The following is a 13771-nucleotide window of genomic DNA, read 5'->3' on the forward strand; positions in this document are numbered from 1 at the left end:
GATGATATAAAAGTGGCTAAAGCACAATAAGCTAAAGCAATATAAACCACAGCGATATAAACCAAAGCTATTGGGCGGTAAATAACCCAGTAGATAAGTATCGATCACCACGGTCACAGACGATGAAGGCAATCACAGCGTCTGGCTGAGTGTCTTTAATCTCTTTGGCCACTTGTAGCGCTGCCCAAGCGGCTGCACCTGAAGAAACCCCAGCTAGAATGCCTTCGGTGCGTGCTAATTTGCGCATGTACTCTTCTGCAGTATGTTGGCTGATGTCTATGGTGCGATCAATCACTGTGGGGTCATAGATGGCTGGTCTGTATTCCTCAGGCCAGCGGCGAATACCGGCAATGGCAGAGTCTGCATCGGGCTGTAAACCAATAACTTGGATATCTGGGTTTTGCTCTTTGAGATATTTACCGGTGCCTGATATGGTTCCTGTGGTACCCATTGAGCTGATAAAGTGGGTAATACGTCCGCCAGTTTGACGCCACAGCTCAGGTCCTGTGGTTTGGTAGTGAGCAGCGCTGTTATCTGGGTTGGCGAATTGGTTTAAGACGATGCCTTTGCCCTCAGCCTGTAGCTGCAAAGCTTGGTCACGAGCGGCTTCAATACCTTCGTCCACTTCAATTAAAGTGGCGCCATAAGCGGCCATGGCATCTTTGCGCTCTTGGGTGGAGTTGGTGGGCATCAACAAAATCATTTTATAGCCACGCATGGCAGCTACCATCGCCAAAGCAATACCAGTATTGCCACTGGTGGCCTCAATTAACGTATCACCTGGCTTAATTTCACCACGTTTTTCGGCCTGTAAAATCATATTAAAGGCAGGGCGGTCTTTTACTGAGCTGGCAGGGTTGTTGCCTTCAAGCTTGGCCAAAACTTGTACTGAAGTATCTATCCCTTCAAGCTTGGGTAGACGCTGTAGTGCAACTAAAGGCGTGTTGCCTAAGCAGTCTGATAAAGTGGTGACTTGTTGGATAAAGTTCACAGAATTTTGCGACGTATTTGACATAAAGGCCCTCAGTAGAAATTGGCGGTAGGTATTGTATGATGATAAGTGCAAAAGATTATAACATTTTGCGCCCTCTCAGGTTATCTGCAATACGTTGAAAACCTGTTACACTTAATCTAGCGGCGCTCTTGGCGCTTATTCTTTCTTGGTTTATTGCCCTCAAAATAGCCTTATTCTTTATGCGAAAAAAAATAATCGATTTTAGCAGTGCTTATGCTCAGCTTATTTTGCTGGTGTTTTTGCCGATAGTTATTCTTGCTGCGGTGGGGGCGTATTTAGTCCAAAAAGAGTCCAGCAAAGCCATTAAATCTGAGCAGCACACACTGGCGACTGCCGCTTTAATTCGCTATGAACCCATGGTAAAACAACTGCTGCCAGTTATTCTTAGCAATCAAAGCCTAACTGAGCAGCAAGTAGCCCCTCAACATTCAAGCCGTCAAGCCAATGAGGGGCCATCTACTTGGCAAGTGGATACGGAAGCTGCTTCTGACAAAGTGCTGCCAAAGCCGGCGGCGCAAATACAAAGCACAGGGGATAGGGCCGCGGATGCTGTCGTTAAGATGACTTTGCCCGATGAGCTGATTGATGCGAAAGCCATGGCCGATGAGCCTGAGGTTGAGCAAAGCCTAAAATCACTAGATGATGTAAAAAAGCGGATTGGCTTTATTTTATCTTCTATGAATAACAATCAGCACGTGCAGCGTGTGGCAATCATTGATTCTAATGGCAAGGTGTTGGCAGCGTCGGGCGATATCAGCACCACCTCTTGGGAGCAGATGAGTCAGCAATACAAGGCCGATCAGCAAGGCTTTATTTCAGGTATCCCGACTGAGATTGGTACAGCGTACGGCCGCTCACTGGGCAATTATGAAGGCATGCAGTATTGGCTATTTGTTGATATGGACAATGAGCCCTTGACCATTGCTCGGCTGAAGGTGTGGCTAGGGCTGGGTATTACCGGATTATTCACTTTATTAATGCTGCTGCTGAGCTTAAATATCTATGCCAAGCGCTGGATTGCCCCTATTTATGATTTAAGACTGCATTTGCAGCAAATCACTCCTGAGAACATGTATCTGCCAGTCAATACCCAGTCAAGTGGCGAGCTCAACCAGTTGCAACAAGATCTGCTCAAGACATTGCGCCGCTTATATGGCGACTTTCAAGAGCTCAAGGATCACTCAGATCAGACTGAAGATGACTTACGAGATGCCTTTGATGAGATGGAAATGCAAAACATCTTTATTCGTGAAGCACGCGATCAGGCCATCTCCAGTAGCCAAGCCAAATCGGCGTTTTTGGCCAATATTAGCCATGAGCTGCGCACGCCGCTCAACAGTATTGATGGCTTTATTAACCTATTGGCTCGACATGGCGATCTGACGGCTGAGCAGGATTTGTATGTGCAGACCATTCGTAAATCCTCTGCACACCTATTGGCACTCGTGAATGATGTCTTAGATTTCTCAAAGATTGAGGCCGGCAAGCTGGTGCTAGATAAACATGAGTTTAGCTTATATTCTGCCATTTATGATGTGATGGATATGCTCTCGCCGCTGGCTGCTGAAAAAGGCCTGCGCATGGCAGTGCTCTACTACAATGATGTACCCAATACCATCATTGGGGATGCACTACGGGTCAAGCAGGTACTAACCAACTTAGTGGGTAACGCTATTAAATTCACTGATGTGGGTGAAGTGGTGGTGCGAGTCGGCATCGATGAGATTGAAGATGCCAGCGTGATTGAAGCCAGTGGACAGGCAGAAGACGAGGCCAAGAGTCATCATGCCAAAGTGGCCACTGACAAAGACAACAGCGGTAGCATGATACATATTGCGATACAAGACACTGGACATGGATTATCTGAAAAAGCCAAAAGCCAGTTGTTCAAAAGCTTTAGCCAAGGCGACCCATCCATTACCCGTCAATATGGCGGCACGGGTCTAGGGCTGGTGATTTCCAAACAATTAACCAAGCTTATGGGCGGTAAAATTGGTTTTTATGACAATGATAACAATGCCGCCCAGTCGCAATTGGTGCTACCTGAGCCAGGTTTATCGGCAGGATCGGTGAATAAGAACCCGATGAGAACCGGCGCAACCTTCTGGTTTAGTATTCCCTCTTATGTCGATATAGATGAGTTATCTGACCAAGAGTTTGGCGTCGGCTATGAGCAAGAATTGACCGATGAGCAGCTCCAGCTCCCCATGTTACGCCCGTTCGCACAAACTCAAGGTGATGATGACAAACCCTTTGATATGCTGGTATGGATTAACCATCCTTCTAGTATTCAAGTGTTTATGGCGGCAGTGCGGCCGCTCAATATCAATGTGACCATGGCACGCTCTTTGGCCGGTGCTCTTGAGAAGTTAAAGGAGGAGGGCAACCGCTGGGATTGGGTGGTGATTGATGGCGGCGAGAGTGAAACTCGTGAAGATCGGGCCGCATTATTAAAGCAAATCCGTCTGCATTATCAAGGTAAGCTGGCCATTTATGGCTATCAAGTGGCGCTAGATGCCACGTTGCTTGAGCGTTACAAGGCGATGGGGCTGTATCAGCCGCTAGATAAGCGCCAGTTATATAGCATGTTAGACACCCGCACTACCAATGTCTCAACCTTGGTGGCCCCTCCAACTTGGCAAGGAGTGACCATCTTGGCTGTCGACGATCATCTGCCCAATTTACTGGTATTAGATGCCTTGTTAAGCGAGCTGGGTATTAAGGTGATTACCGCCAACAGTGGTTATGATGCCGTAGAGATTATTGGCAAGCAGCTCATGTATGACACTTACGACAGTGAGCAGGCAGCCGCCTTAGAGGATAAGGCGACAGGCGCAACCCCAAAAGACGCTCAAAGCTCAAGCTTGCCCGTACAGCCTACTACCATTGATTTGGTATTTATGGATGTACAAATGCCGCGCATGTCAGGCGATGAGGCAGCAAAAAAAATTCGTCAGTTGGAGGCCGATGCGCAAAAAGAGCATAAAAATTACCACAAACGCTTGCCTATTATTGCGCTAACGGCGCATGGCTTGGCCGATGGTAAAGACAAGTTTATTGCCGCTGGTATTGATGATTATGTGGGCAAGCCCATTAGTCGCCCGCAGCTATTACAAATTCTGCAGCGCTGGCTGGGGCGGGGTGCTGAGGCCGCAAATCCGGCCTTAAAGCCTGAGCCTAACTTGGCACAAAAACAAAAGCAAGATGAGCATGAGCAGGTGCAAGATGAGCTACTTATTGTGGACTGGAAGGATGCGCTCATGCGCTCGGCCAATAAGCCGGACTTGGCCAAGCAGCTGCTACATATGATGCAAGATTCCGTCGCCGATGAGCTACAAGCCTTGCAGCAAGCGTGGGAAGATAGAGACCGTGAGCAATTGGCACAGATTGCCCATCGTATCTTAGGCGCCAGTCGTTACTCTGGGGTACCGCAAATCCGTCAAGCTAGCCAAGATTTAGAAGACAAATGCCTGCTTAATGTGCAGCATACCATACCGTCGCAATTTGCAATGCTTGAGGAGTACTATACAGTCCTTATTTCTAGCCTAAAAATGTTGCAAGCTTTGGATTTAGATGCTTATATTACTCAGCAGATGCAAGAAAGTGATGAGAAAGCATTAAGTGAAAATGATATGACTTGGAAAATGATCTAACCCTATAAAGTTAACGGAACTGACCTTAACTAATCCTAAGCAGAGAGCTAATATGTCATCTTTATTCAGTCAAAAATTAAATGAAAAATACACCACATTGGCGTTAAGTGAGGCCGATGAGGTGTTGACCGTCTCGCTCAATCGCCCGGACAAAAAAAACGCCATGAGCCTGCGTATGATGCGTGAGCTTATCGATGTGGCTGAGCGCCTAAAAAAAGACCGTAGCATCCGTTCAGTGATTATAAACGGGGCAGGTGATAGCTTTTGTGCTGGTATTGATCTTAGTGACTTAAACAATCCCAAAAATGCCATGATGGGCTTGTATGAGCTGCTAAAGCCTACCCAAAGTATCTTTCAAAGAGTATGTTTAATATGGCGTGAAGTGCCAGTGCCGGTGATTGTGGTTACCCAAGGTTATTGTATTGGGGCAGGCATGCAACTGGCTTTAGCCTGTGATTTTCGTATCTCCACCCCCGATTGTCAGTTTGCAATTATGGAGGCCAAATGGGGCTTAGTGCCCGACATGGGATTGACTCAGTCAGCCCTTCATGTGTTGCCAGTAGATGTCCTAAAAGAGCTGACCATGACCGCGCGCTTAATTGATGCCAAGCAAGCTGAGCAGCTGCACTTAGTCACTCACATTGACGATACTCCTTATGAGCGTGCGCACGCTTTGGCCACAGAGATTGCCACCCGTTCACCTGATGCCGTATTGGCCAGTAAACGGGTCATTAATCAGATGACCAAACAAAGCTTTTGTGCTTTGTATCAAGAAAAAATGTGGCAACTTAAGCTGATGGGCGGGGGCAAAAATCGTAAATTAGCGATAAAAAAAGCCAAAGACAATAGTGTGCAGTTTTTAAAGCGTCAATTTAGTTAGGGGCGACATAGCCGGTAGTGAGCACTGCGTTATTTTTAAACTAAAAGCCCAGTCATGAGCCCAGTAAGCGATAAAACCTACTGGGCTTTTTGGTTTTTAAAGGTTAATTTTACAGCGGGGGTGAACATCACTTTGTAGTTCGGTAAGCATGCGTAAATTTCGTTGACTATATAAAGGATAAGAGTAGGCTACCTGTGTTAAATTGGGTATCATCATAAGGTTGCTTTTTGATATTGGTGATATCAAGTGTATTAATAACATCACAATAAAATAAATAGGTAATACCTATATTAAACCTTTAGCTCTGTGTGAGATTTATGTCAAATACTCAAAATTCTACGCCAAAACTGCCTGTAGCATGGATTATGATGCTGGGGCTTATCGTGGCCATCGGCCCATTATCTATCGACATGTACCTACCTGCGCTGCCAACAATGGCTGAGGATTTTGGGGTCAGTACCGCTCAGATTTCAAACTCAGTACCGGCATATTTTGCCGGCTTGGTCTTCGGCCAGCTGATATATGGGCCGTTAAGTGACCGCGTTGGCCGAGTCAAGCCGCTGTATTTTGGTATGACTTTGTATGTCATTGCTTCGCTGATTTGTGCCACCACCGACAGTCAATATGTGCTGTTTGCAGCGCGCACCTTGCAAGCTTTAGGGGCGTGTGTTGGGGCGGTGGTTACCCGAGCCGCCATTCGTGATACCTTGCCCCCCAAACAAATGGCCAAAGCCTTCTCTATTATGGTATTGGTGATGGGACTGGCGCCAATTTTAGCGCCTTCACTGGGTGCCGCATTTTTACGCTTTTTTGATTGGCATGTGATTTTTTGGTTCTTGGCAGGTTTTGGGGTACTAAACTTGCTGCTAACCAAGTTCTTTTTTAAAGAAACCTTGACTGAAGAAAACCGAAATTACAAACCTTTGAATACCATTTTAAGTCAATATCTAGACTTACTAAAAGATCCCTCTTTTGGGTTTCCGGCTATTGGTGCCGGTCTATTAATGGGCTCAATGTTTGTTTATATCAGTGCAGCGCCCGAGCTGTTAATGGATGGCTATGGGCTAACGGAGAGCCAGTTTAGTTTAATATTTGGTATGAATGCCGCAGGCTTTGTGGCACTCACTCAGGTGAACCAGTTTTTAACCAATAGGTTTCGTCTGATTAGCTTACTGCGTTTTGGGGCAGTTATGCAGGCAGTTGCTGCGATAGGGCTGTTGTTGTTAGGTGTGATTTATGGTGCAGAGGCTTGGTTACCATTGGTACTTATCTGTATTTTCTTCTGTATTGCCGGTTTGGGGTTAACTCAGCCGAATGCCTCAGCAATTGCCTTGGCGTTTCAAAAACACCGCGCCGGTATGGCCAGTGCCTTACAAGGCTCATTAATGTTTTGTGTGGGTATTTTTGGCGGCTTATTGCTCAACTTATTTCCGGTAAACCCTGTGTTTAAGCTTGGGGCCACCATGTCAATTTTAATGTGTTTGGGCACCTTTTTGATTTATCGCATGGATAAGAATTTAAACCTAGAGTAGAGGTAAGACACGGGGTCACGCCAGCAACATGCAGCCATAAGCAGCTGCTTTGACGCAAAAAATACGTTTTGTAGATAGCGCCTAAATTGGCGGTACTATGGGCCACAAAGACTACCCACCATCACCGTTTGGCTTGGTGGGAGTTGCCCAGAGTACGCATCAACAGTGCGTTGACGTATCACCAGCCTGGACGCCAAAAAGGACTGCGCCAGCTATAAGGTGAAGCGTAGCCATAACGCCCGTAGCCCCAAGGGTAAGGCGCACTCAAGTACTCCATATCTCGTTGACGCAGATAATAGTAGCGACCCTGATTATAAGCCTCTTCTAGTTTTTCTATGTTCTCAAGCGGACAAACAGGCTGCCAAGCATAACCCTCACGGCCAAGCTTATAAGCATTAAGCTCGGTACAAAACTGCTTTAAGCCTTGCTGACGACCTTGCTCCCACAACTCGCGGTTTGGTGCACTATTGGCCACCGGACTACAGTTTTCAATATGCCTACCGAAATAGGCGCCCGAGCGACCAGCCAGCCCGTCAGCATAGCCAATATCTTGCCAGTTGCCTGCCTGACACTGCTGCGGCGATAGTGCTTGAGTAGTTGCGCAACCAGACAGCACAATCATAGCCGTACCGAATACGGTGGTCAGTAATGTGGTTTGCAAAAAAGTCATCTTATTGCTCCTTAAAAAAAGCCATTACTTATAGTGCCACGTTATTCACTTATCGGCTATTGTGCTTCTGTTATTATGAAGATGATGTTGACTTCCTCCCCTCGCTAAACCGAGGGGATTCCTACAGCTAGACGGTCAAGCCCGACCGCAAGGATGTTCTTGGCGGCATTGATATCTCTATCATGCCATGTGCCACACTCAGTACACCTCCATCCTCTTATTCCAAGACCTGCTCTACCTTTTGGACTACTATCACTTATTTTAAGGCAGTGTGAACAGGTCTGGGTAGTGTAACTCTCATTTACCATCTCAAGCTGACAACCTGCATGCTTGCATTTATATTCCAGTTGTCTTTTGAGTTCAAACCATCCTGCATCGTATGTCAATTTAGCTAGGTTGGTCATCGAATTGGTGAATGAGCGTGATTTAACATCACCAACCACAATTAAGGCATTATCCTTAACTAATTGGGTGGTGAATTTGTGTATGGCATCTAATCTTGAGTTTTTGATCTTGGCATGGATTGCTTTGACACGTTTTTTATTATTAGCACGCTGGGCGACTGCTAATTTATTCGCCCACTTTTGCGTTTGTTTAGTTGTCAGCTTATCACCGTTTGATGTGGTAGCAGACTGCTTTAAGCCTAAGTCAATACCAACGCTGCCTTTGCCACTTGCTTGTCTAGGATAGTCTTTGACGGTAATACAGGCATACCAACGATGACGGCTGTCTTGCACTATCTCAAGCGTATTGATTTGATACAAAGACAAATTGTAGCTATCAAATACATCAATGATAAGCTTTTGACCTTTACAGAGCGATAGCTGTATGGTTGATTTCAGTGCTTTTTTACCTGTTTGTCTTGTATGTAGATACTTTATGGCAGACTTTTTAAAAGGTATCCAACCTAAGCTTTTTCGTTTGGCATCGGGTCGGTTGGTTCGCCAATTTAGTTTGGCTTTTTTTAAATTGTTTTCGGGCCTTCGCGTGAGTTTCATTGATAGCTTGCAAGGTTTGCGAGTGTAAGCCTAAATACTCACCACTGCCTTTGGTGTATTGGCTTAAATCATAGGCCGAAAAGTACTTACCTGTGCGTCTTAAATGCTCAAAGCTTAACGCATTAACATAGTTCCACGCATAGTTAACACTCCCAGCTAGTTTGTTTAGCTGGTTTGCATGTTTGTCTTTGATGCGTAGCTTGAGTGTTTTCATAGGGTTAGTATGGCGAGGTTAATTTTAACTTGCAATACTTTAAGTACTAATCACGACAGTGTGTGTCGCCTTATATCCACCCCCTGAAGTGGGTGGTTTTACGGCAACCGGTGATAAACCAAGCTGTCAACACAGCTCATGTATTGCGGCTGATGCCATAAAAGCGTTGTTGATATTTACTTGAGCTTTGAGCGAATACCGGTAGAATTGTGTAAGTGGCAAAAAATCTTAACACGCTATCAAGTTATACTCTAAAGTTGTGCTAGCAAGATGAGCGATAGAAATAAGGTACTATCAATGACTTAAGCGGCTATTAGGTCATGACATAATAAGGCGACAGGGCACGGGCGCGAAATTAAGAGATAACAAGTCGACACCCTTATAAAAAACAGATATAAATAGGGATAGGACAGTAGAGCAGTATGACTTTAACAAAAGCGCTGAGAACAGCAGATTAAAACGACAGATAAAAAATAAAATGAGCAACGATTATGAAAACTGTATTAATAGCAAATCAAAAAGGTGGCTGTGGTAAAACCTCTGTCGCCATTACGCTAGCCGCGGCATTGGCCAATCAAGGTCAGACCGTCGCCTTAGCTGATGCCGACCCCCAAAGATCAAGCCTACGTTGGCTAAAGCAGCGACCCGATACCGCCGCAAAAATTTATGCAGTAGATTGGTGCGATGAAGAAGATATTGGTGACTTGCCCAAAAAAGTGGCCAAAACCTTAGGTAAAAAAGACTGGCTGATTATCGATGCGCCAGGCTCTTTAAGTGGCGATCGCGCAGAGTCGCTAATCAGTGAAGCCCGTGCTATTTTGATTCCAGTGTTACCGTCTATCTTCGATGCTGACAGTACCAAGCAGTTTTTAAAATCCATTCAAGATATCAAGCGTATCCGTAAAGGTAAGGTCGATATTCATCTGCTAGCCAACCGAGTGCGGTCACAAAGTAGCACCAATTTAACGTTGCAGAGATTTTTTGAAAATATAGGCCAGCCGCCCTTAGCCTGGATTAGTGAAAGAAGCTTATATCCACAGTTGGCTGAGCAAGGATTGGCTATTTTTGATCATACTCAAAAACGCTACCGAGACATTCAAGCACAGTGGCAGCCGGTGATGGATGCGCTGATGCCCAAAGTGGCTACTAAGTACGAAGAGGTATTGGCAGGCAGTGAGATTCCCGCTAGTCTGGAAAAACTGCCCCAAGCAAAAAGCGCCACAGGTATGCACAAGGCCGGAAAATCGTCAAAAAAAACCAAGGATAACTCAACGTGGTATGAATAAAAGCAAAAACCTAATAAACTAGCGCGCTATTTGTTACTTCTTACAACTTACGGAAAAAATATGGGAACTTGGGTAGCGATTGCTATTGGATTATTTGTATTAGGCAGTATTATGGCCTTAAAACCTAGTGGCGTCGATGTGCGCTTGGATAAGCTGCGGATGACGGCGCGCCGCTTGGAATTAAACCCCAAACTCGTTGCCTGCCCTGATTGGATTCGGGGCCGCAATAATGAGTATGGCAAGGGGATGATGGGGCAGTATGCCTTAATTCTAGATGACATGAAATTCCCTGAAACCCGTTATCAAGTCATAGATGGTGAGCTGCGTCCGGACAGTACCAGTGGTACACAAATAGAGGTTAATGATGGCGCGCAGGGTAACGCTGGTACGCAGGATGTGACTTATCGCTTAGACCATGAACCGCTCAATTTGCCAGCCAGCATCACACCGCTTGTAAAAGCTGTTTATACCAAGGCCAATAGCTTGGTGGTATTTTGGGAGGACAGCGGTTATGTGAAGCCCAATACCAATCCCAATTATGATCCGCAGCACATTGAGCCAGATTTATTAGCGCTCAAAGCCGCCATGTATCAATGGGCGCAAAAGCTGGCTAATAAAGGCTGATATAAGCTCATAAATCCAGTCAATTGACACTTTAGTTACTGCTTGCTCTTGAAAAACCTTGTTGACAGCGCAACTGTTAGCAGTGTAACGTCAATGCAGATTTAGGCCAAAGCCAGACATTTAAAGCAGATCTTTGGCTGAGCTCACCAGACTATAAAAAATATAATTTATAAGAAAGTTTAATTAGGACTTTGATATCAATGGCTAAAACCACAGCTAAAAAAACAACCTCGACCCCCGCGGCCAGTGCAAAAGGCAAATCACTGGTCATTGTGGAGTCTCCTGCCAAAGCAAAAACCATCAACAAATATTTGGGTGATGACTTTATTGTACGCTCAAGTATTGGTCATGTGCGTGACTTGCCCACCAGCAGTGGCGTTAAGAAAAAAGCGACCAAGACGGATGAAAAGCTAAGCAAAGAAGACAAAGCGCAGCAGGCTTTGGTACGTAGAATGGGTATTGACCCTGAGCACGGCTGGAAAGCTGTGTATGAAGTGCTGCCTAATAAAACCAAAGTGATTAAAGAGCTTAAAGCCTTGGCCAAAGATGCCGATAAGATTTATCTGGCAACGGATTTGGATAGAGAAGGGGAAGCGATTGCTTGGCATTTGCGTGAGGTTATCGGCGGAGATGACAGCAAGTATCAGCGTGTGGTGTTTAACGAGATTACCAAATCGGCCATTCAAAATGCATTTAAAGAGCCCGGTAAGCTTGATATTGACCGGGTGAATGCGCAGCAAGCACGCCGCTTCTTAGACAGAGTGGTTGGGTTTATGGTCTCACCGCTACTGTGGCAAAAAATTGCCCGTGGCTTATCGGCTGGGCGAGTACAGTCAGTAGCCACTCGGCTTGTGGTCGAGCGTGAACGTGAAATCCGTGCCTTTATTCCAGAAGAGTATTGGCAAATTCACGCCGATACCACCATGAAAGGTAGCGATAATGCCAATGTGGCTGCAGATACTCCCATTCGCTTAGAGGCCGTCAAACAGGCAGGCAAAGTACTCAAGCTTGGCAACAAAGCGCAGACTGATGCCGTACTGGCCGTATTAAAACCGGCCACCTTCGTGGTCAAAGAGCGTGAAGAGAAGCCCACTCAATCTAAGCCGAGTGCGCCTTTTATTACCTCTACTTTACAGCAAGCGGCCAGCACACGTTTGGGCTTTCCTGTCAAAAAGACCATGATGCTAGCTCAGCGCTTGTACGAAGCTGGTCACATTACTTATATGCGTACCGATTCAACCTTTTTATCCAATGATGCCTTGGCCAGTGTGCGCGGCTTTATTGAAGAGAATTACGGCTCTAAATACTTGCCAGAAAAGCCTAATTTTTATGGCAGCAAACAAAACGCACAAGAGGCTCACGAAGCCATTCGTCCGACCAATGCCAATTTAAAATCCACCCAGCTCAAAGGGGTGGATCGTGATGCCATTCGCTTATATGAGCTGATTTGGCGTCAGTTTGTGGCCTGTCAGATGCTACCGGCAAAATATAAGTCGGTTAATCTATTGGTAGAGGCGGGCGATGTTGAGCTAAAAGCCCGCGGTCGCACCATGACCTTTGACGGCTTTACCAAGGTTATGCCACCTGCCAAAACCGATGACACCTTATTGCCTGATGTCAAACAAGGCGATGAGCTTAATTTAATAAAACTAGATCCCAGTCAGCACTTCACTAAGCCGCCAGCGCGTTATACGGAAGCAAGCTTAGTTAAAGAGCTTGAGAAAAAAGGCATCGGCCGTCCATCAACTTATGCCTCTATCATCTCAACCATTCAAGACAGAGGGTATGTTCGCTTAGAAAACAAGCGTCTGTATGCTGAGAAGATGGGTGATATTGTCACCGACCGTCTAACCGAAAGCTTCCCTGAGCTGATGGATTATACCTTTACTGCGGGGCTTGAAGATGAGCTTGATCATGTGGCACAAGGCGATCAAGATTGGAAAGCGGTGTTAGATGACTTTTATGGGGACTTTAAGACTAAGCTTGAGCATGCCAAAGATAAAGACGGTATGCGCCCGAATGACCCCACCGATGTACCCGACGTGCATTGCGATTTATGTGGCCGACCAATGCAGCTGCGTAATGGCTCAACCGGTGTATTCTTAGGCTGTACTGGCTACAACTTGCCACCCAAAGAGCGCTGTAAGGGTACCAAAAACTTAATGCCGGTAGAAGCCTTTGCCAACTTAGATGACAGCGAAATCGATGAAAGCGCTGAAGTCAAAGAGTTGATGGAGAAAAAACGTTGTCCTAAGTGTAGCACAGCGATGGATGGCTATATTGTGGATGGTGGCCTCAAGCTGCATATCTGTGGTAACAACCCAGACTGTGATGGCTATTTATTAGAAGAAGGTATGTTCGAGGTGCCAGGCTCTGATGCGCCGACCATTGACTGTAATAAATGTGATGGTCAGATGGAGCTTAAGACCGGCCGCTTTGGTCCTTATTTTGCTTGTAATAAGTGTGATAATACCCGCAAAGTGCTCAAAAATGGTGAGCCTGCACCGCCGCGCATGGATCCTATTGATATGCCAGAGCTTAAGTCGACCAAGCATGAGGATCACTTTATCTTACGAGAGGGGGCTGCCGGTCTATTCTTAGCGGCCTCTAAGTTCCCTAAAGTGCGCGAGACGCGTCCCCCTAAGCTGTCTGAGCTGCGCACCATTAAGGACAAGATGGATGATAAGTTCCAGTATTTGTTTGATGGTCCTGATCAAGATCCGGAGGGCAACCCTACCATTTTGCGCTGGTCACGTAAGCAAAAAGAGCAGTACATTGGCTCTGAGAGCTTAAAAACAGGCAAGGCCACGCGTTGGGGCGTTTACTGGCGTAAAGGCGAGTGGGTAGAGGAGTAGCCTTTAGCCACAGCCATAAAAAATCCCAGTCAATGACTGGGATT

7 protein-coding genes and 2 pseudogenes are annotated in these 13771 nt (G+C 46.0%); 6 read left to right on the plus strand and 3 right to left on the minus strand.

From position 1 onward, the window contains the following. Positions 1-67: 67 nt before the first annotated feature. Entirely contained in the window at positions 68-1015 is a 948-nt protein-coding gene (gene cysM / locus DLE54_RS01970; protein WP_110816076.1) for a cysteine synthase CysM, read from the minus strand. Between the two features lie 179 nt (positions 1016-1194). Here cysM and DLE54_RS01975 point away from each other — a divergent pair, with 179 nt between their 5' ends. The 3 genes from DLE54_RS01975 to DLE54_RS01985 all read left to right on the plus strand — a co-directional run bounded on the left by DLE54_RS01975 (position 1195) and on the right by DLE54_RS01985 (position 7080). Beyond that, positions 1195-4668: a histidine kinase dimerization/phospho-acceptor domain-containing protein gene (locus DLE54_RS01975; protein WP_110816077.1), complete on the plus strand. Its 3474-nt coding sequence runs from the start codon at positions 1195-1197 to the stop codon at positions 4666-4668. A 52-nt stretch (positions 4669-4720) separates the two neighbouring features. Next, entirely contained in the window at positions 4721-5548 is an 828-nt protein-coding gene (locus tag DLE54_RS01980) for a crotonase/enoyl-CoA hydratase family protein (RefSeq protein WP_110816078.1), read from the plus strand. 317 nt (positions 5549-5865) lie between these two features. Continuing rightward, positions 5866-7080, plus strand: coding sequence for a multidrug effflux MFS transporter (locus DLE54_RS01985; RefSeq protein WP_110816079.1), 1215 nt, complete (start codon positions 5866-5868; stop codon positions 7078-7080). A gap of 178 nt (positions 7081-7258) precedes the next feature. Here DLE54_RS01985 and DLE54_RS01990 read toward each other — a convergent pair whose 3' ends face one another. After that, positions 7259-7750 (minus strand): DUF2799 domain-containing protein, encoded by a 492-nt coding sequence (locus DLE54_RS01990; protein WP_110816080.1) that lies wholly within the window; start codon positions 7748-7750, stop codon positions 7259-7261. A 104-nt stretch (positions 7751-7854) separates the two neighbouring features. Further along, positions 7855-8962: pseudogene (locus tag DLE54_RS02000) on the minus strand (RNA-guided endonuclease InsQ/TnpB family protein). A 491-nt stretch (positions 8963-9453) separates the two neighbouring features. On the opposite strand from DLE54_RS02000, the pseudogene DLE54_RS02005 reads away from it, so the two are divergent. The 3 genes and pseudogenes from DLE54_RS02005 to topA all read left to right on the plus strand — a co-directional run. Next, positions 9454-10095: pseudogene (locus tag DLE54_RS02005) on the plus strand (ParA family protein); the annotation flags it as partial. Positions 10096-10308: 213 nt separating this feature from the next. Beyond that, the gene (locus tag DLE54_RS02010; protein ID WP_011959680.1) at positions 10309-10872 is read left to right on the plus strand and encodes a hypothetical protein; all 564 of its coding nucleotides are present in this window, start codon (positions 10309-10311) and stop codon (positions 10870-10872) included. A gap of 200 nt (positions 10873-11072) precedes the next feature. After that, the gene (gene topA / locus DLE54_RS02015; protein ID WP_110816081.1) at positions 11073-13727 is read left to right on the plus strand and encodes a type I DNA topoisomerase; all 2655 of its coding nucleotides are present in this window, start codon (positions 11073-11075) and stop codon (positions 13725-13727) included. Positions 13728-13771 lie beyond the last annotated feature (44 nt).

This window comes from Psychrobacter sp. YP14, assembly GCF_003209315.1.
GTDB lineage: Bacteria > Pseudomonadota > Gammaproteobacteria > Pseudomonadales > Moraxellaceae > Psychrobacter > Psychrobacter raelei.

Bases quoted from the DNA above. Each gene is read 5' to 3' on its own strand.
- cysM (WP_110816076.1), bottom strand. From the start codon at position 1,015: ATGTCAAATACGTCGCAAAATTCTGTGAACTTTATCCAACAAGTCACC.
- DLE54_RS01975 (WP_110816077.1), top strand. From the start codon at position 1,195: ATGCGAAAAAAAATAATCGATTTTAGCAGTGCTTATGCTCAGCTTATT.
- DLE54_RS01980 (WP_110816078.1), top strand. From the start codon at position 4,721: ATGTCATCTTTATTCAGTCAAAAATTAAATGAAAAATACACCACATTG.
- DLE54_RS01985 (WP_110816079.1), top strand. From the start codon at position 5,866: ATGTCAAATACTCAAAATTCTACGCCAAAACTGCCTGTAGCATGGATT.
- DLE54_RS01990 (WP_110816080.1), bottom strand. From the start codon at position 7,750: ATGACTTTTTTGCAAACCACATTACTGACCACCGTATTCGGTACGGCT.
- DLE54_RS02010 (WP_011959680.1), top strand. From the start codon at position 10,309: ATGGGAACTTGGGTAGCGATTGCTATTGGATTATTTGTATTAGGCAGT.
- topA (WP_110816081.1), top strand. From the start codon at position 11,073: ATGGCTAAAACCACAGCTAAAAAAACAACCTCGACCCCCGCGGCCAGT.